The sequence below is a fragment of the Bacteroidia bacterium genome (genome assembly GCA_025056095.1).
Taxonomy (GTDB): Bacteria; Bacteroidota; Bacteroidia; order JANWVE01; family JANWVE01; genus JANWVE01.
Map to the genome: position 1 here is coordinate 1 of JANWVW010000027.1, position 21,166 is coordinate 21,166.

General features: G+C 37.8%; 21 protein-coding genes and 1 CRISPR repeat array. Of the genes, 13 read left to right on the plus strand and 8 right to left on the minus strand.

The genetic code is table 11. From position 1 onward, the window contains the following. Positions 1-587: 587 nt before the first annotated feature. Positions 588-1,086: direct repeats of the CRISPR family, unit length 46 nt; unit sequence GCTGTAAACGCCGATGCAAAATTAAAAAATGTAGCCAATTTACAAC. An 83-nt stretch (positions 1,087-1,169) separates the two neighbouring features. Continuing rightward, entirely contained in the window at positions 1,170-2,069 is a 900-nt protein-coding gene (locus NZ519_03790) for a hypothetical protein (GenBank protein MCS7027864.1), read from the plus strand. On the opposite strand, the gene NZ519_03795 is transcribed toward NZ519_03790, so the two are convergent. The 4 genes from NZ519_03795 to NZ519_03810 all read right to left on the minus strand — a co-directional run bounded on the left by NZ519_03795 (position 2,064) and on the right by NZ519_03810 (position 5,258). Further along, the gene (locus NZ519_03795) at positions 2,064-2,903 is read right to left on the minus strand and encodes a leucine-rich repeat domain-containing protein (protein MCS7027865.1); all 840 of its coding nucleotides are present in this window, start codon (positions 2,901-2,903) and stop codon (positions 2,064-2,066) included. The two genes, NZ519_03790 and NZ519_03795, sit on opposite strands and share 6 nt — an antisense overlap. 70 nt (positions 2,904-2,973) lie before the next feature. Next, a complete protein-coding gene (gene rnc / locus NZ519_03800; protein ID MCS7027866.1) occupies positions 2,974-3,657 on the minus strand; it encodes a ribonuclease III in 684 nt (227 codons plus the stop codon). A 59-nt stretch (positions 3,658-3,716) separates the two neighbouring features. Further along, positions 3,717-4,964 (minus strand): beta-ketoacyl-ACP synthase II, encoded by a 1,248-nt coding sequence (fabF, locus tag NZ519_03805; GenBank protein MCS7027867.1) that lies wholly within the window; start codon positions 4,962-4,964, stop codon positions 3,717-3,719. A gap of 45 nt (positions 4,965-5,009) precedes the next feature. Continuing rightward, entirely contained in the window at positions 5,010-5,258 is a 249-nt protein-coding gene (locus NZ519_03810; protein MCS7027868.1) for an acyl carrier protein, read from the minus strand. Positions 5,259-5,375: 117 nt separating this feature from the next. On the opposite strand from NZ519_03810, the gene NZ519_03815 reads away from it, so the two are divergent. Next, positions 5,376-5,627: a hypothetical protein gene (locus tag NZ519_03815; GenBank protein MCS7027869.1), complete on the plus strand. Its 252-nt coding sequence runs from the start codon at positions 5,376-5,378 to the stop codon at positions 5,625-5,627. Here NZ519_03815 and NZ519_03820 read toward each other — a convergent pair. Beyond that, positions 5,624-5,797 carry a hypothetical protein gene (locus NZ519_03820; protein MCS7027870.1) on the minus strand — a complete coding sequence of 58 codons (174 nt, stop codon included), beginning with the start codon at positions 5,795-5,797 and terminating at the stop codon, positions 5,624-5,626. The two genes, NZ519_03815 and NZ519_03820, sit on opposite strands and share 4 nt — an antisense overlap. Between NZ519_03820 and NZ519_03825 the strand changes: the two genes are divergently transcribed. The 5 genes from NZ519_03825 (at position 5,787) to NZ519_03845 (ending at position 9,635) form a co-directional block, all read left to right on the plus strand. Further along, on the plus strand, positions 5,787-5,927 hold the full coding sequence (locus NZ519_03825; GenBank protein MCS7027871.1) for a hypothetical protein: 141 nt from the start codon (positions 5,787-5,789) through the stop codon (positions 5,925-5,927). The genes NZ519_03820 and NZ519_03825 overlap by 11 nt on opposite strands. Continuing rightward, the gene (locus NZ519_03830) at positions 5,867-6,031 is read left to right on the plus strand and encodes a hypothetical protein (GenBank protein ID MCS7027872.1); all 165 of its coding nucleotides are present in this window, start codon (positions 5,867-5,869) and stop codon (positions 6,029-6,031) included. The genes NZ519_03825 and NZ519_03830 overlap by 61 nt, the downstream gene beginning before the upstream one ends. A gap of 157 nt (positions 6,032-6,188) precedes the next feature. Further along, positions 6,189-7,844: an SBBP repeat-containing protein gene (locus tag NZ519_03835; GenBank protein MCS7027873.1), complete on the plus strand. Its 1,656-nt coding sequence runs from the start codon at positions 6,189-6,191 to the stop codon at positions 7,842-7,844. A gap of 58 nt (positions 7,845-7,902) precedes the next feature. Next, positions 7,903-8,877, plus strand: a complete 975-nt coding sequence (locus tag NZ519_03840; protein MCS7027874.1) for a glycerol-3-phosphate dehydrogenase — start codon at positions 7,903-7,905, stop codon at positions 8,875-8,877. After that, positions 8,856-9,635 carry a TIGR02757 family protein gene (locus tag NZ519_03845; GenBank protein ID MCS7027875.1) on the plus strand — a complete coding sequence of 260 codons (780 nt, stop codon included), beginning with the start codon at positions 8,856-8,858 and terminating at the stop codon, positions 9,633-9,635. The genes NZ519_03840 and NZ519_03845 overlap by 22 nt, the downstream gene beginning before the upstream one ends. 20 nt (positions 9,636-9,655) lie before the next feature. Here the strand turns inward: NZ519_03845 and NZ519_03850 are convergent, their stop codons facing one another. Further along, a complete protein-coding gene (locus tag NZ519_03850; GenBank protein MCS7027876.1) occupies positions 9,656-10,570 on the minus strand; it encodes an ABC transporter substrate-binding protein in 915 nt (304 codons plus the stop codon). Positions 10,571-10,611: 41 nt separating this feature from the next. On the opposite strand from NZ519_03850, the gene NZ519_03855 reads away from it, so the two are divergent. The 3 genes from NZ519_03855 to NZ519_03865 are packed head-to-tail and all read left to right on the plus strand — an operon-like array spanning position 10,612 to position 13,250. Next, positions 10,612-11,661: a hypothetical protein gene (locus NZ519_03855; protein ID MCS7027877.1), complete on the plus strand. Its 1,050-nt coding sequence runs from the start codon at positions 10,612-10,614 to the stop codon at positions 11,659-11,661. Positions 11,662-11,664: 3 nt separating this feature from the next. Continuing rightward, on the plus strand, positions 11,665-12,993 hold the full coding sequence (locus tag NZ519_03860) for a DUF5723 family protein (GenBank protein MCS7027878.1): 1,329 nt from the start codon (positions 11,665-11,667) through the stop codon (positions 12,991-12,993). Positions 12,994-13,043: 50 nt separating this feature from the next. Beyond that, positions 13,044-13,250 carry a hypothetical protein gene (locus tag NZ519_03865; protein MCS7027879.1) on the plus strand — a complete coding sequence of 69 codons (207 nt, stop codon included), beginning with the start codon at positions 13,044-13,046 and terminating at the stop codon, positions 13,248-13,250. Position 13,251: 1 nt separating this feature from the next. Here NZ519_03865 and NZ519_03870 read toward each other — a convergent pair whose 3' ends face one another. Both NZ519_03870 and NZ519_03875 read right to left on the minus strand, forming a co-directional pair. Next, a complete protein-coding gene (locus tag NZ519_03870; protein MCS7027880.1) occupies positions 13,252-13,590 on the minus strand; it encodes a YegP family protein in 339 nt (112 codons plus the stop codon). Positions 13,591-13,769: 179 nt separating this feature from the next. Continuing rightward, positions 13,770-14,945, minus strand: a complete 1,176-nt coding sequence (locus NZ519_03875) for a citrate synthase (GenBank protein MCS7027881.1) — start codon at positions 14,943-14,945, stop codon at positions 13,770-13,772. A gap of 168 nt (positions 14,946-15,113) precedes the next feature. On the opposite strand from NZ519_03875, the gene NZ519_03880 reads away from it, so the two are divergent. From NZ519_03880 to NZ519_03890, 3 genes are all read left to right on the plus strand, one after another. Next, complete coding sequence (locus NZ519_03880) at positions 15,114-16,127, plus strand: bifunctional ADP-heptose synthase (protein MCS7027882.1); 1,014 nt, start codon at positions 15,114-15,116, stop codon at positions 16,125-16,127. Next, entirely contained in the window at positions 16,108-16,518 is a 411-nt protein-coding gene (locus NZ519_03885) for a RidA family protein (GenBank protein ID MCS7027883.1), read from the plus strand. Before NZ519_03880 ends, NZ519_03885 begins: the two co-directional genes overlap by 20 nt. Before the next feature lie 192 nt (positions 16,519-16,710). Then, on the plus strand, positions 16,711-20,979 hold the full coding sequence (locus NZ519_03890; protein ID MCS7027884.1) for a gliding motility-associated C-terminal domain-containing protein: 4,269 nt from the start codon (positions 16,711-16,713) through the stop codon (positions 20,977-20,979). Positions 20,980-21,166: the final 187 nt, after the last annotated feature.

Sequence of the window (21,166 nt, forward strand, 5' to 3'; positions counted from 1 at the left end):
ATTCCGCACTACGCTTCGCTTCGGTGCTTCGCTAACGCTTCGCACTGCCTATCGGCATGCTCCATGCCCCTCACGCAGATGACCTGGGCAATTATGTCTTTACCTTGTTTAAGCTTGAAGTACAACCACTTACAAGCTAAAACTTTGCATAAAGTGTATAAAAAATACTCCGTAAGCCCACTTGACTGTAATGTTTAGAACAATAATATTTAGCCTTTTAAAAAATACGTATTTCGTTCGGATTGAAAAAATTCAATTTTATTTTTACAACTTACAATTTTGAGTGTTAGTTTTTGGGCTTTTTTTATGGCTATTTTTGACGTTTATCTTATTGAAAATCAGCGCTTACAGCTGTGGTCTGCTGTAAACGCCGATGCAAAATTAAAAAATGTAGCCAATTTACAACTGGCAAGCACTATTGGTCTTTTTATTTTGGCTGTAAACGCCGATGCAAAATTAAAAAATGTAGCCAATTTACAACCATCTATCACGACAGCGTACACGTCCTCCCGCTGTAAACGCCGATGCAAAATTAAAAAATGTAGCCAATTTACAACATTCTCCTCGATAATTTTATTTTGGTTGGCGCTGTAAACGCCGATGCAAAATTAAAAAATGTAGCCAATTTACAACTAGTCCGATGAACAACTTATTTACATTTGGCTGTAAACGCCGATGCAAAATTAAAAAATGTAGCCAATTTACAACCCAACCTTACTTCTCCTGAACTAGCTTTGTGCTGTAAACGCCGATGCAAAATTAAAAAATGTAGCCAATTTACAACTTTCTGTTTTGTCTAGAGTTATCCACATCAGCTGTAAACGCCGATGCAAAATTAAAAAATGTAGCCAATTTACAACCATAGCTTCAAGTTGTGCGTGGTTGCGCGGCTGTAAACGCCGATGCAAAATTAAAAAATGTAGCCAATTTACAACGTATGATATTGCATTAAGGTCTGAAAAAAGCTGTAAACGCCGATGCAAAATTAAAAAATGTAGCCAATTTACAACCTTATGGTTTCTTTTACGACAAGTCCCTCGGCTGTAAACGCCGATGCAAAATTAAAAAATGTAGCCAATTTACAACCAACCAGCCAACTCCTCTTCAAACAGGACAGTTTAATCTCTACTTTAAGAAAAAATTGCGTATTTTTTGTAGTTTAAAACTTGATGAAAAGATTGTTCTATTTACTGCTGGTGTGTATATCAACCAAAACAGTTATATCTCAAACTCTAAAAAAAATAGCCGAATGGGACATTCCATATACTGCTAACAGCATAGAAGTAGATAATTCAGGAAATATTTACCTTTGTCATACTCGTACGCATCAAATTTCGCGTATTAACACTGAAATTAAACCTTGTACTACGCAAACTATTGGTGGGCGCGGATTTAACCAAGACCGTTTTCAACAGCCGAAAAAAATTATAGCAAAAAATCGGCAAGCTATTTTACTTTTAGATTACGGTAACCAAAGAATCGTAATTCTCAACGAAAGACTTCGCTACCTTGAAGAGATAAACTTTAATAAAGCTAAGTATCCTATTCAAAATCCCTTGGACTTAGCCCAAAATATTAGCGGGGATATGTATCTATTAGATGAAAATGTACCTGGGGTGAGTAAATTGTCTGCAAAAGGGGAATTCATAGCTTATTTTGGAGGCTACGATTGGGGCGCAGGCAGCTTAGTAGAACCTTCACAAATTACTGTTAGCAACGCTAATTTTGTATACGTATGGGATAAAGCTAAAAAGTGCATCCAAAAGTATGACATGTTTGGCGTATATTTGCACACTATTTATGTGGAAAGTATTTCTTTAACTAAATACGCGGTTTCTGAACCATATATTTTCTGCTTGTCTGCCGATAACAAGCTATTCTATTACGACCAAATAGAAAAGAAACAAATGCAGGAAATTTCTGGTATTGAACACAAAATTATAGACTTTGCAATTACTGAGCCCCTAGATATAAGCGAAAGGCTAAAAAGTAGGAACTATAACCAAGTCAGTAGAAAGATATATCTATTGACAGATAAAAAGGTCGTCGTTTTTGAAATAGTTCTATGATTCTACAATATGAATGCTGCACTTAGGCAGTTTTTTCTTTAAGTTATTTATCCACTCTACGGTAATTTTTGGGCTTTGAGGTAAGTATAATTGCTCTAATTGAGTTAGCTCCTCAATAGGGGCAAAGGATTTTATATCAGGATTACCTTCTAAATGCAGTTCTTTGAGGTCTTTTAATCTGGATAAAATACTTATGTCAGTAATTTGGTTATGAGCAAGATTTAAGACTTTTAGTCGGGACATGTTTGCTAGTGCGAATATACTAGAAATAAGATTGTGGCTAAGGTTTAAGTCCTCCATGTACAACATGTTGCTCAGTGCGCTAATATCACTAATTTGGTTAGAATTTAGGTGCAATTTTTTTAAGTAAATTAAGTGAGTAAGCGGTTCTAGGTCCTCGATGCTATTAGCAGCTAAGCTCATTACTTCCATTCCAATCAGTTCGTCTACTCCTACTAAGCTTGAAATAGCGCATTCATCAGCGTATAGGTGTTGTAAGTTTTTGAGTTGGGAAATATACGTTAGTTTTACAATCTCATTTCCTGAAATATCTAGTTCTTGTAAGTTTTGAAATTCATACAAGCGTTTAGGATTAAAAGGTTTATGAGCTAAATTTAAGCGATACACTTCTTTAGGGGTTTTAAGAGCCTCATTGATATCGGTAAATTCTTTTTTCGTTTTGAGTTGTGCAGGGGGCAGGGGCAGGGGCTGTGCTTCTGCTTGCTGGGATTTTACCGCAGTAAGACCTGAGAATACGAATAGCCAAATAAAAATATACTTTTTCATGACACTGTTTCTTTGATTATTGTGTTTGGACAAAGGTACGAAATACATAATAAACATGCAAGTAATTCTTTGTAAAATTTACAAAAATTTTGATGTAAGGTATTAAGCAAGCACGAGCTTAGAAATTTTTCCTGTTACTCTGTTCAATTTTTGTTAATGCTTGCTCGGCAGCTAGCTGTTCGGCTTTTTTCTTCACTGAATCTATTCCTATAGCCGTGATATCTCCTACCTTAACTTGAACTACGTACAACTTTTGTCCGCCTTCTTTTTTTTCCTCTATAACTTCAAAAGAAGGTAAATTCATTTTGTGCTCTTGGGTATATTCAATAAGTTTGCTTTTGAAGTTGGTATCTGTCAGCGAAAGCTGCTCTATATCTATCCAGTAAGCTAACAAACGATGCACGACAAATTTTTTAGTATTTTCATATCCTGCATCAAGATAGAGTGCACCGATAAAAGCTTCAAAGCAGTTTCCGTATAAGTTTTTAGCTTTGGGTACCTTTTCTCTACGGTAATTGATAAATGCATCAAAATGAAGTTTGACTGCCAAAGCGTCTAAAAAATCTCTGTTGATAATTTTTGCTCTTAGTTCAGTAAGAAAACCTTCTGTCTTGAGTGGATATTTCCGATATAGGACTTCGGTAATAATAGACGAAAATATAGCATCACCCAAAAATTCCAATCGTTCGTTTGAGTACAAAGCTACTTGTTCTTTTGAGTTTGCGCTAATTACAGAGGTATGAGTGAAAGCAAGTTTGAAAAGTTCTATGTTTTTAGGTATGTGTCCTGTTAGTCTATACACAAAATTAGATAGCTCACATTTTTTAGCAAAATAACGCCAATATAATCGCCGAAAGCACATTATTCGTATCTTTTGACGATGATAGAAGTATTGTGCCCGCCGAAGCCGAAGGTGTTACTTAATGCAGCTCGTACATTTCTCGGCTTTGCTACGTTAAAGGTATAGTCTAAGTCAGGGCATTCTTCGTCTTTATGTTCATGATTGATAGTAGGTGGAATCAGATTATGTTGTATAGCCAAAATACAAGCAATAAGTTCTACAGCTCCTGCGGCGCCTAAAAGGTGCCCTGTCATAGATTTGGTAGAGCTAATACTTAGCCGTTTAGCGTGTTCACCAAATACTTCTACAATAGCCTTTGCTTCTGCGACATCGCCAAGAGGGGTAGAAGTGCCATGCGTATTGATGTAATCAATATCTTCCACACTCATGCCCGCATCTTCTAGAGCATTCCGCATTACTAATCGTACCCCTTTACCTTCTGGGTCAGGCGCAGTAATGTGATAAGCATCTGCGGACATACCACATCCTGCTATTTCAGCATAAATTTTCGCACCCCTGTTTAGAGCATGTTCTAGTTCTTCTAAAATTAAAATTCCTGCACCTTCACCTAAAACAAAGCCATCTCTCTCCTTATCATAAGGGCGGCTAGCTCTTAAATAGTCATCATTGCGCTCTGAAAGTGCTTTCATAGCATTAAAGCCCCCAATACCTGTGGGCGTTACGGCAGCTTCTGAACCCCCTGTAATAATCACGTCTGCTTTGCCTAAGCGAATAAGATTAAACGCGTCAATAATGTTATGACTAGAAGTAGCGCAAGCGGACACCGCAGAATAGTTAGGACCTCTGAACCCATATCGGATAGATATATGACCTGGTGCGAGGTCTATTATCATTTTAGGAATAAAAAATGGATTAAAACGCGGAGTACCATCCCCCTTCACAAAGGCTTGTACCTCTTGAAAGAAAGTGTGTATTCCGCCAATACCTGACCCTACAACTACACCTGCCCTATCTAAATTTATTTTTTCAAGGTTTAGCCCAGAGTCTTGCATAGCTTGCTCGGCTGCGGCTATGGCATAGTGGCAAAAGCTATCCATTCTCTGGGCTTCCTTTCGGTCTAAATACTGTAACGGGTCAAAGTTTTTGAGCTCACAAGCAAACTTCGTTTTGAACTTAGTTGTGTCAAACTTTGTAATTAGATTAGCGCCGCTTGTACCAGATTTAAGACCTTCCCAGTAAGTGGGTATGTCTAAGCCAATAGGGGTGAGTGCCCCCATGCCCGTAACTACGACCCGTTTCAACTGCATGGCACTTCAAATTTAGAGTAAAATGAATACAAGTAGTGCTTTAGCTTATTTAGATGCTACTTGTTGTTCTAAGTAACTCACTGCTTGACCTACTGTACTAATTTTCTCTGCAGCATCGTCAGGAATGCTGACATTAAATTCTTTCTCAAATTCCATGATTAACTCTACTATGTCTAATGAATCTGCGCCTAAATCATTTGTAAAACTGGCTTCTGGAGTTACTTCGCTAGCATCTACTCCAAGTTTTTCTACGATAATGTTTTTTACTCTTTGTGCTACGTTTGACTCTGCCATAAGTGAGAATACTAATTTCGGCTTGCAAAACTACAAATCTCTTTTGAATTTGCAAATACAAACTTGATTTTTTTGTTAAATGTTGTTAGAGCCTCAAAATTGTTGTATTTTACGACTATGAATATAGAGTGGAAAACAATAGATGAATTTAATTATGAGATAGAAGCACAGCCTTTGATAGACCTGCTTACGTATTACAGCATACCTTATCAAATGGAACGAGTACAAACTACATTCAATCCAACTTTTTTACGCAATCCGATATTTGAAAAAATTGTAATTAACGTACCTGATTTGCAGTATGAAGAAGCTCTTGCCTTGTGGCAAAAAGCCATTGAGTGCAGCAAATGGTGTGATTTTTTGTATTAAAATTTGATTTTTTGGGCGTGCCCCTTGCTGACGCAAGGGTCGGGGCATTCCGCACTGCGCTTCGCTTCGGTACTTCGCTGCGCTTCGTACTGCCTAACGGCATGCTTCATGCCCCTCACGCAGATAACCTGTGCAGTTATGTCTTTATCTTGTTTAAGCTTGAAGTACAAGTACTTACAAGCTAAAACTTTGCATAAAACAGAGAGAAACGGTTATTTCAGAGATCCCTTGCGTGAGGCATGCGAAGGGCGTGCGTTAGCACGGTGCGAAGCGAAGCGGAGCACCGAAGCGATAGCGTAGCCCGTAGCACGCCGACCTTGCCCACACCAGCGCAGCGAAGTGTGGGCAAGGGCACGCCCAAAAAATTAAACAAAATACAGAGATTATACTTCAAGAACTTTTGAACAACTACAATAAAAAGAGATTATTAAACTTTGAGAGTTGGTAATTATTTTATTACCTTTGTAATAACCAACTGAAAAAATTGTGAAATTGATCGTGAAAATAAATCGTATAGTTTATTCACTTGTTTTTGTTCTCTTTTTGCTTTTATCTACAAAGTTGTTTTCTCAAAGTGCTCCTACGTTTGCGTGGGCTAAGCCTATCGCAGGAAGCCAAAGCGAAAATATACTAGCAACATTTGTAGATGCATCGGGTAACATCTATGTAACAGGCATATTTACAGGAACCGTAGATATGGATCCAGGTCCTGCCCTAGTTCCATTGATACCAGTAGGTATGACCGATATTTTTGTAGCCAAGTATTCTCCCGCAGGATCGCTAATATGGGCTAAGCAAATTGGCGGACCTGGCCAAGAAACAGGATATAGTATTGTATTGGACAATACAGGCAATATTTATGTAACAGGAGTTTTTGAAAATACCGTAGACTTTGATCCAGGTCCGAGTGCTTATGACTTAACTGCGGTAGGCGGATTTGATATTTTTACGCTAAAGCTAGATCCTTCGGGTGGGTTTTTATGGGTCAATCAGTGTGGCGGACCTGAAGATGAATTTTCCTTGAATATTGCACTGGATAACACAGGCAATTTATACATAGGAGGAATTTTTGACGGAATAGTAGATTTTGACCCTAGCCCTTCTGTGTTCAGTCTTAATCCCATTGGAAGAGATTTATTTATTGTCAAATTTACCGCAAGCACAGGTGCATTCCAATGGGCAAAACGATTTGCTAGCACTACTACTACTAGTTTCTGTAATATTGGAGGCTTAGCATTAGATGCAGCAGGTAATTTTTATGTTACAGGGGGTTTCGGAGGTACTGTGGATTTTGATACAGGTTCTGGTACTTACACACTAACCTCAATGGGTGCCCAAGCTAACTTGTTTGTTTGTAAACTAGATAACACGACAGCTTTAACATGGATTAAACAAGTTGGGGCATCAGGTGCAACAGTATCTGGAAGAGACTTACAAATAGATAACCTGAATAATGTGATTGTTACAGGTTCATTTCAAGGCAGCTGCGATTTTGACCCAGGAGCAGGTACTTTCAATCTTACTTCTAATGGGCTTTCAGATGCATTTATTTTGAAACTAAATGATGTAGGAAGTTTTGCTTGGGCAGCTGGTATTGGTTCAACCGGGTATGATGATGGAGAAAAAATAGTTGTTACGCAAACTAATGATATTATTGTTTTAGGAAGCTACCAAGGTACAGTAGATTTTGACCCAGGATTACCTATATATCAAATAACTTCAGACATGGACTCATGGGATATCTTTATTCTCAAGCTCAATAGTACAGGAAATTTTGAATGGGTTAAGAGTGTTGGCGGTCCTTCTTGGGACCAAGGGTTTGCGATATGTCAAGATAACTCTGCAAATCTCTACATTGCAGGAAATTTTTCAGATACCTGCGATTTTGATCCGGATGCTTCTACTTTTTACCTGTCTGCTACTCAATTTGATGCATTTATACTTAAATTAAGTGCATTTCCTACCTATGTAGAAAGCCATCAGGTCGAAAAACTCTTTGACGTATACCCAACTGTAACTAACAATACTTTGTACATTCGTCCTGCAAACCAAAATTACATTGTTCAAATTTTTGATTTTAGTGGCAAAAAGGTAATAGAATTACAGAATCCCACTGCTATTCCTGTTGATAACCTTTGTAGCGGATTGTATACTGTGTGCATACAAAACTTGACTACAAATAGTTTAGAATATCACAAATTTATCATTCAACACTGATATCGTTCCCGCTTTTTTAGAAGTTGAAGGAGCGGCGTAATTCTGCTATACTTGCACTATGGTTTCCATAGTAGGTGGGGGAAGCTTAGCTACTGTATTAGCTAAGCTTTTGGCGCAGCATGACTTTACCATATACTGGTGGATGCGGGATGCTCACCAAATAGCACATATCCTTGAATATAGACAAAACCCTAAGTACATTCCTGACTTGTACATACCTGAAAATGTCGTTCCTACTCAAGATTGGGATCTTACCTTAAAAAACGCAGAGTTTACATTTTTAGTTGTTCCTTCTGCTTTTCTAAAGCAAGTTTTACCTTCTCAATTACCTCAAAAATGCATTTATGTTAGCGGAATAAAAGGTTTGCTGTATCCTCAAAACCAAACAGTTTCTCAATCTCTGATTCAGGATTATTCTATTCCTGCTGCACAAATAGTCGTCATTAGCGGACCTACTCACGCAGAGGAAATGGCACAGCAACAGCTTTCATATTTGCACATAGCTAGCACGGATTTACAAACCGCTCAAAAAGTAGAGAATTTGTTAAAACAGCCTTATTTAAGAACAACTTTAACACAAGATGTGTTAGGAATAGAGTACTTTGGAGCTATTAAAAATGTTATGGCAATAGCAATGGGGATTGTCAATGGTTTGGGCTATGGCGATAACTTCAAAGCCACATTTTTTACTTACATAATCAAAGAAATTGAGCAATTGTTAAAGTTTTTATGTCCAAATTCTGCGAGAAATATCCTAGACAGCGTTTATCTTGGGGATGCCTTAGTTACTGCATATAGCCAATACAGTAGAAATCGCATGTTTGGTAGTATGATAGGTAGAGGATATTCTATTAAATCTGCCCAATTGGAAATGAAAATGGTAGCTGAAGGGTATTATGCCCTGCAAAGTATTTACGAACTGATACAAGATAAAAAAGATGCTTTTTCTATTACAAACATGTTATACAAAATAATTTATCAATTTCAACCTCCCCGCAAAACAGTACAGCAATGGATAGAACAACAACTGTAACTCCCCGAATCTCTGCTTTATTAGAAAAGCTTTTTGAAAAGTATCATACTGTACATTTTATTGAACACGATCCTATTTGTATTCCACATCAATATACTCAAAAACAGGATATAGAAATTGCTGCTTTTTTTGCTGCTGTTCTAGCTTGGGGACAACGTAAAACTATTCTTAAAAAATGTAAAGATCTGTTTGAACGCATGGATAATGCTCCTTATGATTTTATTCTGAACCACTCTGAAAAAGACTACAAAGCTTTACAAGGATTTAAGCATAGAACATTCAACGAAATAGATTTAGTTTATTTTGTGCAGCAACTCCAAAAAATATATCAGCGGTATAACAGTTTAGAACCTTTGTTTAGCGTAGTCCCTCAAAGTGAAAACGTCTATGAAGGGCTAGTGCGTTTTAATCAAATTTTTTTAGAAAAAGCACCCTTGCGGACCTGCAAACACATTAGTACTCCCCTTAAAAACAGTGCTTGTAAAAGACTTAACATGTTTCTACGTTGGATGGTACGCCGTAACAGTCCTGTTGACTTTGGGATATGGCAAACTATACAGCCTGCGCAGTTGGTTTGTCCCTTAGACATTCATGTAGAGCATGCTGCTAAACAGCTCTTTTTGATGGATAAAAAAACTAAACCCACTTGGAAAGCTGCTGTTGAGCTTACCGCCGTTCTTAAAAAGCTCTGCCCTGAAGATCCTGTCAAATATGACTATGCTTTATTTGGACTAAGTCAGCAAAAGCTGCAGTTTTAAACTCAAAACTGCTTAGAACATCAGAGCAGTTCATTTGTAAATAAATTTTGTTCAAGAATTTTTGGATTTTCTAGTTTATGTTCAACTAGCCATTCTAAAAAATTTGAAACTCTATCTTTCTTCATCAAACCGCAAGTATTAGTATCACCAAAGTGCTGTGCGGTCATAGAAAAAGCTTTTTCTATGTCAATTTTTTGGTTTTCTTCATAGCTAAGATAATTTTTGAGAATAGAAATAGACTGTGGTCTATTTTGTTGGGCATATAAAAAGCCTTCTCGAGTAGCTTTTACAAAGTTTGCATATAGTTCTTGATTATGGTTGAGTTTATCTGCATGAGAAATAAGTACAGGTGAGTAAGCGTAGGGAATACCGTAGTCTTTTAGCCTGAATTTTTTAAGCTGTATCCCTTTGGTCAAGGCTTCTGCGCCTTCCCAATTATCAAATATCCAAGTAGCATCGGCTTTGTTCTCCAAAAGTGTATTCCAAATTCCTAGTTTATCAGGATATAAAATGCGTATTGTACCTTTTCCTCCTGCGTTGATTATCATTTGCTTGACAATAGCATCTTCATAACGTGCTTTATAGGAAGCATAAATCTTGTTGTCAAGATCTTTGGGAGTGTGAATGTCTGGACGATTAAGAGTTGCAATGCAGCTCAAATCTTCTTGCAATATTGCAAACACTGCTATAAATGGAGCACTATTCGCTTTATTGTTAAAGCTTATTACTGTTTCAAAAGGTGCAATAGCAAAATCTACTAGTCCAAGTTCTAATTTTTTACCTGGTGTAAGCTGATAATTATCCTCACTGGGGCTGATTATTTCAACTCCAATTCCTTTTTGGTAATAAAAACCTAGCTCTTTTGCTATTAAAAAACCTATGTGATTGATATTTGGCGTCCAGTCTAATGCTAATTTAATTGTGTGCATGTCCATAAATTATGCGAACATAAACAATTTATTCGTATTTTTGTTACATGAAGAAGCGAATTTTTCTTTGTTTTTGTACTTTATTTCTGCTCATTATGCACGGGTGTGGGTTCAGACCCAATAAAGTAGAAAGTCCGCGTTGGACTACGGAAATTCTTGCCCCCTTAGTAAAAGCACCTCTTTCTCCAGAAGAAATTGTTCAGCTCAAAGAAGTTAAGTTTAGCAAAGAAATTAAAATGAGTGATGCAGGTATTCCTAACGGTACTTATCCCTTAATCCCTCCTATCCCATCTACTTCGCTACCTGAATATGTCATACCTATTAGCGCTGACGTAGCTTCTATTACTTTTGCTTCGGGTACAATGACAATGGTAATTGAGAATAATCTTCCTATAAATATCAAAGCAGGTGCTGTAATTGGTATTCAAGCAGGAACAACTGTATTTTTTACTCATACCTTGCCTGTTACACTTGAACCTGGGCAAACTTATACCATGACCCCTGAATATAATGTGTCTGGTAAGAAAATTACTGAAAATATCAAACTCAAAATAAGCAATTTTTCTTCTGATGGGAAAAATAGCCCTGTTACCATTAACGGTTCAGAGAAATTGACATTGCGTTTTACTATCAAGAATCTCAAAGTGGAACAAGTTGGTTTAGCTAGTAACAACAGTTTTGAACTAGCAGATACCTCTAATTTTTCTATCACAGGTTCAATTGTAAAAACAGGGCAAATATCTGGAAAATTTGTTCTTTTTTCAGATAACCAAATGCCTATTGAAGTCAAAGTCCAAGGATATTTTTTAGATAGCACTTACAAAGTAATAGATTCTTTACTTACAAGCAGTCAACTGATAAGTTCACCTACTATAGATGGTTCGGGTTATTCTAACAGCACGGCTACCGCTTCGGTAGATATCCCTTTCAGCGTACAGAAGTTTGACAAAATTAGTTCAGCCAAGTATTTCAAGAGTTACGCAAAAGTATCCACAGGAAGCGGAGCACCTGTGGTCTATATCCGCAGTATAGACAAATTAACCTTACAACTAGTAGCAGATATCAAAATAACAATAGAAAATCAACAAAATCAATAGCCTATGAAAAAGATATTAGTTTCTGTTTTGACAATAGCTGCTACGGCAGTCCTTGCGCAGTATAATTTATCGGCTACATACTGCGATCACAACGACCTGAACTCTTCTCGTTATGAACCCTCTGAATTGTATTTAGGCAGAAAGCATGTTCAGGTAAGTTCTAATTTTTACTTTTGGATAGGGAATAATGCCATAGATTATGGGATAATAAAAAAGTTCCGTGAAGGGGAATCTATTACAGAGCAAGAGATTGACAATTTTGTTAACAATTTGAGAGAGCGCAATCAAATTGGAGCAGGGCAAGATTTTCAAATTGCAGGGCTTGCTTTGCAGCTTGGTGGACTCAACCTTTCTTTTACTGCCATAGATAGGTTTGCTATGGAAATGAACTACTCTAAAAACTTAATGAAACTTGCATGGAAAGGAAACAAGCAATTTGCAGGGCAGCGTACTGCGTTAGGTCCTCTGTCTTTTAATGCACATTACACTCGGGAGTATGCCGTAGGTAGTGCGTTTAACCTTGCTGGAACTATTCAAAAAGGAGTGCGATTGGGCGTAAGAGGAAAATACATTCAAGGTATAGGTTCAATATACATGCCTAAAAGTGATTTATATCTATACACGGCTGCTGATGGCCGATCTATTGAAGCAGAATTTGACTATAAGCTGCAAACTTCTGGTATCCGAAACTTTAACGGTAGAAATTTCAACGGTACAGGCTACGGTGTAGACCTAGGTATCAGTGCTAATTTTTCTAAGCACTTTGAGGTTAATGCTAGTCTGCTAGACTTTGGTTCAGTAACTTATACAAAAGATGTAAAAACGTATGAAAAACGAGGTAAATATGTTTATGAAGGTGCAGTAATCAGCAACTTTTTCGGCGATCCCCGATACAATCTTGACTCAATCACTAGTATATTCAAGCCTACTGAAACAACAGGGCAAAGCTACTCTATGAGCTTAGGCACGAAAATATTTTTACAAACTGAAATTAAATGGGGAGGAAAAATGGATGAAGAACTTGAAGATGATGAGGAATATCAAGGGCACTCTATAATTCTGACGTATGTACAGGGCTTGAACAATATGCCTGGGGCTACCACAAGACCTTATCTTTCCCTAGCCTACAACTATGACTTACGGAACATGTTTAACTTTGGTATATCAGGTGCTGTAGGTGGATATAATAATTATGCCGTAGGTGGATTTTTGTCTTTCAATCTTATGCATATTCTCAAAATTGGCATAGGTTCAGACAATCTCATGCCGATAGTAAAACCTACTCTTGGGACAGGTGCGGATGTAAGTTTGAATTTGTCATTAGCTTTTTGATGAAAGTAGTAGTTTTATTTTACAAAAAGTTAAATTTTATTTTTATTTTTTTGGGCGTGCCCTTGTGGGCATTTCGCTGGCGCTCATGCCCACAAGGTCGGCGTGCTACGGGCTACGCTCACGCTTCGGTGCTGCGCTTCGCTCCGCACTGGGCTAACGCCCACCCTCCGCATGCCTCACGCATTAAAAACCGCACTCTACCCTATTTGAAATATCTGCTATTTTTGGATAATCTCGGCAGATATTTCTACTTGTAGCTTATTCTGATGTAGTTTGATCAACTATTTCAGCATCTGGGGCATTTCTCTTAACTGACGCAATTCCGTTTTCGCGACTTTCTTCTGATTCATACATTTCGCTCGTACCTATTACTTGTCCGTTTGTAGCTTTGAGATTAAAGTAGAATTTGCCGTTAGCAGAAGTTTTGCGCTCGTATCTATCATCTTCTGTGCTGTTTTTCTTAACCGATTCAATCCCGTTAATACAACTGGCTTTTGTAGTGTAGCCTTCACTAGTTAGAATAGTCTGACCATTGTCAGCTTGCAAGTTGAATTGGAATTCCCCGTTTTTTCTTTTAGAAATTACAAATTTTCCCATAGTGTAGGTAAATACATGTGCAATACTAACAAATATCTGTTTGTTTACCAAATTTTTGCTCCTGAAAATATGTCAGTTCCTTGCGCCTGAATCCTGTAAGAAAATTTGATAATAAACAGAAAATTAAATAAAAAAACCGCGCATAATAAGCACGGTTCACTATTAAAGCTTTTTTGTTTCTATTCTCTTTGGTCAATAGGAATGTAAGGCAGATTCATTTTGCCTATGTAATACAAACGTGGGCGAATTAACTTGTTGTCATTAAGCTGCTCTAAAAGATGCGCACACCAACCCGACATTCTACTCATAGCAAAAATAGGAGTATACATCTCTAACTCTATGCCCATTGTGTAATATGCAGATGCAGAGAAAAAGTCTACGTTAGGATAGATAGGCTTGCCCTTCATGTCCATTTCTCGACGCATTACCTCTTGTATTTTCAAGGAAATTTCGTACCATTTCATATTTCCAGCTTCTTCGGAAAGTGCTTTGGAGAGATTTTTTAAATGCTCTGCGCGAGGATCAATGGTTTTGTAAACGCGATGCCCGAAGCCAAATATTTTTTGTTTGTTTTGTAGCCGTTTCATAATATAAGGCTCTACATTTTCTACGGAACCTATCTCTAAAAGCATTTCCATAACTTCTGTATTTGCCCCACCGTGTAAAGGTCCCTTCAAAGAACCAATAGCCGCTGTGGTAGCAGAATAGAAGTCAGATTCAGAAGAAGCACAGACTTTGGCAGTAAAAGTAGAAGCGTTCAAGCCATGTTCTGCATGGAGAATTAAACACATATCAATAGCTTCAGTTTCGGCTGGACCAGGTTCAACCCCGCGAAGCATATATAAAAAGTTAGCCGCTTCATTAAGGTGTTCTGTGGGAGGAATAGGTTCTAATCCCTTACGAATACGAGCAATAGCTGCTACTAACGTGCTTATTTTTGCATTCAAACTCAATGCAATACGATAACAGTTCTCATAACTCAAATCGTCGGCTTTGTCATCAAAATCAGCTAACATAGAAACTGCTGTGCGCAGCGCATGCATCGGGCTTATTTTTTTATTCAGTGTTTTAAGATAATCTAAAACGGGCTGAGGCACCTGACGCATAGAACGCAATCGACTGACAAACTCATCGTATTCTCTTCTATTAGGAAGCTTGTCATGGAAAAGTAAATACATTGTTTCTTCATAATCAGCATACTTGGCTAAATCATTGATGTTGTAGCCACTATAAATCAGAATGCCATTCTGCCCATCTACTTTACAAATACGAGAAACAGAAGTGAAAACACCTTCTAAACCCTCTTTTATTTCTACGCCCTCAGGGAGCGTAACACCTTCAGGTAGTTTGACCATATTACTTAATAACTTGGTTCAAAAATAATAACGCTTTCGAAATACCCAATACTTTTAACAAAACAAATACGTAATATTTTGAATATCAAGCTTTTATTTTCAAAGCTGATAATCTAGCTAACTCAACGTAGAATTTAGATTATTTTATTCTATTTTTGCAAAGTCAGTATGGATATAGAAACATTGTTTGAAGGTTTCAAAAAAATTAAAGCACTTGTCATCGGAGATGTAATGATAGACGAGTACGTATGGGGTAATGCTACGCGAATTTCACCTGAAGCACCTGTACCTGTGGTTAATGTAGAAAAAAATGAAGTTCGCTTAGGCGGTGCTGCAAATGTAGCCTTAAACCTCAAAAATCTTGGGGCAAAACCTATCCTATGCGGCTTTGTGGGAGATAACCACTATGGTAAAATTTTTTACGAAGCACTATATAAAGAAAATTTAAGTAGTGAAGGTATATTCACAGTAAAAAACAGAAAAACAACTGTCAAAACAAGAGTAATTGCCCACCATCAACATCTGTTACGAATTGATGCAGAGCAAACTGACATAGTACCTCAAGAGTTCCAAAATAAACTATTTGAGTTTATCCAAAGCATTATCAGCGATATCGATGTGATTGTATTTGAAGACTATGACAAAGGTGCGTTAGATGAAGAGCTTATCAAAAAAATTATAGAATTAGCTCAAAAGTATGAAGTTCCCGTTACCGTTGACCCTAAGTTTAGAAACTTTTTAGCTTATCAAAAGTGTACTTTATTTAAACCCAATCTAAAAGAGCTTAAAGAGGGCTTACATATAAGTCCAGATCCACAAGATAAAAACGCATTGCACGAGGCTATAAAACTTATTTCAAAAACCTTATCTTGCCAAAATGTCATGATTACGCTAAGCGAACACGGAGTTGCAATAGGAAATCAACAGAATTTTTATTACGTTCCTGCGCATGTGCGTAAAATTGCAGATGTATCTGGAGCAGGGGATACCGTTATTAGTGTGGCATCATTGTGTATAGCTTTGAACTTACCTCTCAAAGAAATTGCAGAGCTTTCTAATTTAGCAGGTGGTCTAGTGTGCGAAGAAATAGGTGTAGTTCCTATTCATGCAGAAAAATTCAAGAAGGAAAGTCAAAAATTATTTGGTTTTAATATAGAGCAATATGTCAACAGAAATGAATAATTCCTCACAAAGAATAAATCTTAGTTCAGGTGCCTACTGGGAAGATATTGTAGGCTACAGCCGTTTAGTAAGAGTAGGAAATATTATTGAAGTAGCAGGCACGGCTGCAGTAGATAGTGAAGGTAACATTATCGGTAAAGGTAGTTTTTATGAACAAACAAAATTCATTCTGCAAAAAATAGAAAATGCTCTAAAACAAGTAAATGCAAGTATAAAAGATGTCGTACGTACGCGCATCTACGTAACTGATATTACTAAATGGCAGGATATTGGTAGAGCACATGGCGAATTTTTTAAGGATATTAAACCTGCCACTACTATTGTGGAAGTACAAAATTTAATACATCCTGATTTATGGGTAGAAATTGAAGTAACTGCGATTGTAAGTTAATTTTACCAATCTGATTTTTTTTTTTTTTGTCATTACATGGTATGAACTTTAATGTATTTTTTCTCTCGTCCCATTACCTTTTTGAGCGTAGCGCAAGAATAAACAAGCTTTCAAGCTTAAATAAAAATCTATAATTAAATTTGCTATATTTACATTCCTATGCATTGTTACCTTATTATCTTGCTTGCATTTTTGTATTCCTATTTTTTAACTTTTGCTACCCATATTGTAGGGGGGGACTTAACTTATGTGTGTTTAGGCGATAATAAATACAGGTTTAGATTAGAAGTATTCAGAGATTGTAGCAACAGTACTGTGCCGTTTGATAATAATATAACAATCGCTATTTACAGATTGGCTAACCACACTCTATTTACTTCCTTGAATGGTACTTTATCTTTTGAGTTAGATGCCTCTTTAGTTAGTGGCGCGCACTGTGGCACACCTTCAATGCAGTGTGTCAAAAAAGGCGTCTATATTTTTGAACAGGAATTAGATGATGACCCAGGGGGATATTATGTTTCTTGGCAACGCTGCTGCAGAAATGGCGCTATTGTCAATCTTAATAGCCCACTGACCACAGGAATTACTTACTACACAGAAATAAGGAACCTTTCTTTATGCAATAGCTCACCTCGCTTTTATCTTGACCCTATCCCTTATATCTGTATGAATGATACTGTAAATATGAACTTTAATGCTATTGACCCTGATGGAGATGTATTAGAATTCTCATTAGTTAGTCCTTTTACAGGGGGGTCGAGTGCATTCCCTATGCCCATTCCGCCTAATCCTGGACCTTATACGCCTGTTAGCTGGGCACCGGGCTATGGTCCTACTACTGCTTTGGGTACGGCAGGGGGTGCTTTTATTAGTATTAATCCCCTCAATGGTGAGCTAAAAATGCACCCTAAAAATCCTGGTATATACGTAGTAGGAGTAGAAGTTAAAGAATATAGAGGAGCTCAATTGATAGGAATTATAAGAAGAGATTTTCAAATTATTGTTGGGAATTGTCCACCAAATGCTGCTCCACAAATCAACTTACCTCCAAGCGTAGTAGCTGGAGACTTACATTTTACAGCGGGTGTAATGGCATGCCATACCATTACTTTGACAGATGCTAATCCAAGCGATATTATCACAATGACTGGTAGCAGTGTTATTTTAAGCAGCCCTTACACAGCTACCTTTCCAACTGTAAGCGGTAGCAGCAGTATTTCCAGTAACTTGTGTTGGCAACCCAGTTGTAATGATGTAAAACCTACTCCATACATTTTTGTTATCAATGCTACGGATAACGGTTGTCCTTTACCCAAAGTAACCTCTAAAACAATTAACATATACGTTGACCCAATGCCGATTTTACTTCCGCCTACGTTAGCATGTGCAGGTACAGCAAGCAACCATATCGTATTAAATTGGACACCGAATGCGGCAAACAACCCTGCGTTTGTACAAGAATATGTAATTTATCGAAGTGTCAATGGAGGTCCTTATACCGCTTACGCTACTACAAGCTCAACCAGTTTTACGGATGTTTCGGTTAATACAGTAGATAATGTATATTGCTATAAAATTACAACCAAAAATAAGTGCCTTGCCGAAGGAGAATTTAGCAACGAAGTTTGTTCGTTTCCACAGTTAAGTCCGAACCTATTGTGCAATTTGACCGTTTTAGGAGTAAATCAAATTCAAATAAAATGGAATAATCCTGCATCAAATACTGCTACTTGGCAATTTGTAATAGAAAGGAGTTTGAATGGGGGTCCCTATATTACTTTGGCAACTGTGCCAAGTACGACTACTACATACATAGACAATACAGCCATAAATGCAGCCAGCAATTCATATTGCTACCGAATAAAAATTCTCAATACTTGCCAAGTAACGGCTTCGCCGTACAGTATAGATGTGTGCACCCGCCCGCCCACCCCTGAGATACGAATAGCTACCGTTACAGCAACAGGTACAATCGCAGGTGCTAATCAAATTCAATGGATACAGCCTAACTTTAATGGAGCTATCACACAATATGAACTCTATCATCGCCCTAATAACACAGGACCCTGGAACTTGATAGCTACCTTTTCTACTGCACTTTCAGGACTAATGACCTATACACATACTACTGTTAATACACAAACGCAAACTAATGCTTACCTTGTGCGCACCTATGATAATTGTGCCAAAGTAAGCGAAGATAGCCCTATTCATGAAAGTATCAATTTAAGTACCTCTACCCCTGCTATTAAAACAGTAAAATTAGATTGGACAGCCTACCAAGGCTGGAAAAATGGAGTATTACGATATGTTATTTTGCGCAAAAATGCTTCAAGCAGTGTCTTTACAGCTATTGATTCTGTACCTGGTAACACCCTGACATATAGCGATGTACAAGTATCTTGCTCACAAACGTACATATACAAAATTTTAGCTCGTGAAAATGGGGGTAACTTAGAAAACAGCTACTCTGATGAAGAAACTGCCCAACCTTATGACAATACCCCTGTGGCACCTGCTTATCTACGTTCAGTTTCGGTAAGCAAAACGGACGAAATCAATGGCGAAATAACGCTGCGCATGGATGCTAGCCCTGACTACCGTAGAAAAGCCTATCGTATTTACAGGGGAGTAAACAGCAGCACACCCGTATACGTGGGCGATTATATCAATCCCGCATCTGGTGTGCTAACCTTCACAGATACAGGTCTAAATACCAAGCAAAACACTTATACCTACTACATTACTGTAACAGATAGTTGCAACAATCCCGAAAGTGTACCTACCACAGCCCATACTACAATGAACTTAACAGCAACAGGTTCACTGGGAGCTATTCTGTTAAGTTGGACACCTTACATTGGTTTTCCCGTGTTAGATAAATACATTATAGAACGTTCTAAAGATGGAATAAATTACCTTGAAATAGATACCTTGCCTGCACATATTACTCAAACCACAGATACGGTCAGCTGTGTGCCATATTACTACCGTATAAGAGCCGCAGAATTAGGCGGAAATGCTGAATTTTCTTACTCGGATACTTCAGGTGCAAGAGCAATAGATCCCATACCTCCACAAATTAACTTTTTGCGCAGAGTTACAGTACTTACTACCAGTGCCACAAATGGCAGCGTTCAATTAGATTGGGAATTAAGCCCTTCAAAAGATGTTAAGAAATATCTCATCTATCGAAAAGAGAGTAGTAGTCCTTCGTACACTTTGATAGGATTTACAAATAGCACAACTAAAACCTATACAGATTTTGGCTTAAACACTCGCGACCTGACCTATGATTACAAAATACAAGTATTGGATAGCTGCGACAATGTTTCGGCTGAATATACTACTGTTCATACTACCATTAACATTACTGCTGTTGCAGGAGAAGAGAAAAATATAATTTCTTGGACCCCTTACGGGGGCTGGCAGGTAGACCAATACCTACTTTTTCGCAACGGAGTGCCTATCAAAACTTTTGGTCCTGATGAACGTTTTTACATAGATACTAACGTAGTTTGCAAAAAAAAGTATAACTATCAAGTAAAAGCCTTAGAACTTGGCGGATTAAACGAAGTATCCTACTCAGATACGAGTGCGGCTATTCCCTACAAGTTACGTTTGCCTGAGAGCAAGTATTTAGCACGAGTTACGGTAGTACAAGATAAAGAGGTACTTATTCAATGGACTAAAACCAAAGAAAAAGGTGCTGTATTTTATCGCATCTACAGGAAAGTAAAAGACACAGGTACTTGGACACTTTTACACACCACAGCTACAACGAATGATACCGCATACACAGATAAAGCTGTAGAAGTGGATAAGCATAGTTACGTGTATCAAATTACGGTAGTGGATGAATGTGGTAATGAAAGTTTGCGCAGCAATGAAGCTCAAACTATTTTGCTTAGCGGTTATGTACCCAAACCTTTTCAAAATCAACTACATTGGACAAACTACCGAGAATGGAAAGGTAATGTAGAAAAATATGAAGTCTATCGCAGAGTACCTAATGGCACGTACACTGCGCCCATTTTTGTTGGTTCAAGTTTAGAGCTTTCTTATTTAGATGACAAACTGATAGATAGCGATGGGGCTTTTTATGTGTATAAGATTGTAGCTTATGAAGGTACAGGCGGATTAAACCAAGTGAGCGAAAGTAACGAAATTACGCTTGTACAAGAACCTACTTTGTTTGTACCTACGGCATTTACTCCCAACGGTGATGGTCAGAATGACCTTTTTGATATCAAAGGTGTGTATATCTGTGAATTTGACTTGCAAATATTTGACCGATGGGGAAATGTGGTATTTAGTAGTCAAAGTTTAGACCACAAATGGGATGGCAGTGTAAAAGGGGAGATTTCGCCTGTAAGTGTATTTGCTTATATTGTCAAGGTAAAAAGTTGCACGGGTAAGTTATTAGAAAGAGCAGGAACGGTTACTGTGATACGATGATTGAATAATTTTTATGAAGTAGGTTTTATTTTTGGGCGTGCCCCTTGCTGACGCAAGGGTCGGGGGGGGGCCCCCCCCCCCCCCCCCGGGGGAGTTTCAAAAGCGCAGTGCTGCCCCGACCGGCCGGCGCCCAGCCCCCCACCCCCAAGGCCACGGGCGGTTTTTGTGTTAAAATTTTTTGATGTTA

Excerpts from the sequence above, each read along its gene's own strand:
- NZ519_03790 (MCS7027864.1), top strand. The coding sequence starts at position 1,170 with ATGAAAAGATTGTTCTATTTACTGCTGGTGTGTATATCAACCAAAACA.
- NZ519_03795 (MCS7027865.1), bottom strand. The coding sequence starts at position 2,903 with ATGTATTTCGTACCTTTGTCCAAACACAATAATCAAAGAAACAGTGTC.
- fabF (MCS7027867.1), bottom strand. The coding sequence starts at position 4,964 with ATGCAGTTGAAACGGGTCGTAGTTACGGGCATGGGGGCACTCACCCCT.
- NZ519_03810 (MCS7027868.1), bottom strand. The coding sequence starts at position 5,258 with ATGGCAGAGTCAAACGTAGCACAAAGAGTAAAAAACATTATCGTAGAA.
- NZ519_03815 (MCS7027869.1), top strand. The coding sequence starts at position 5,376 with ATGAATATAGAGTGGAAAACAATAGATGAATTTAATTATGAGATAGAA.
- NZ519_03830 (MCS7027872.1), top strand. The coding sequence starts at position 5,867 with ATGCGAAGGGCGTGCGTTAGCACGGTGCGAAGCGAAGCGGAGCACCGA.
- NZ519_03840 (MCS7027874.1), top strand. The coding sequence starts at position 7,903 with ATGGTTTCCATAGTAGGTGGGGGAAGCTTAGCTACTGTATTAGCTAAG.
- NZ519_03845 (MCS7027875.1), top strand. The coding sequence starts at position 8,856 with ATGGATAGAACAACAACTGTAACTCCCCGAATCTCTGCTTTATTAGAA.
- NZ519_03850 (MCS7027876.1), bottom strand. The coding sequence starts at position 10,570 with ATGGACATGCACACAATTAAATTAGCATTAGACTGGACGCCAAATATC.
- NZ519_03855 (MCS7027877.1), top strand. The coding sequence starts at position 10,612 with ATGAAGAAGCGAATTTTTCTTTGTTTTTGTACTTTATTTCTGCTCATT.
- NZ519_03860 (MCS7027878.1), top strand. The coding sequence starts at position 11,665 with ATGAAAAAGATATTAGTTTCTGTTTTGACAATAGCTGCTACGGCAGTC.
- NZ519_03870 (MCS7027880.1), bottom strand. The coding sequence starts at position 13,590 with ATGGGAAAATTTGTAATTTCTAAAAGAAAAAACGGGGAATTCCAATTC.
- NZ519_03875 (MCS7027881.1), bottom strand. The coding sequence starts at position 14,945 with ATGGTCAAACTACCTGAAGGTGTTACGCTCCCTGAGGGCGTAGAAATA.
- NZ519_03880 (MCS7027882.1), top strand. The coding sequence starts at position 15,114 with ATGGATATAGAAACATTGTTTGAAGGTTTCAAAAAAATTAAAGCACTT.
- NZ519_03885 (MCS7027883.1), top strand. The coding sequence starts at position 16,108 with ATGTCAACAGAAATGAATAATTCCTCACAAAGAATAAATCTTAGTTCA.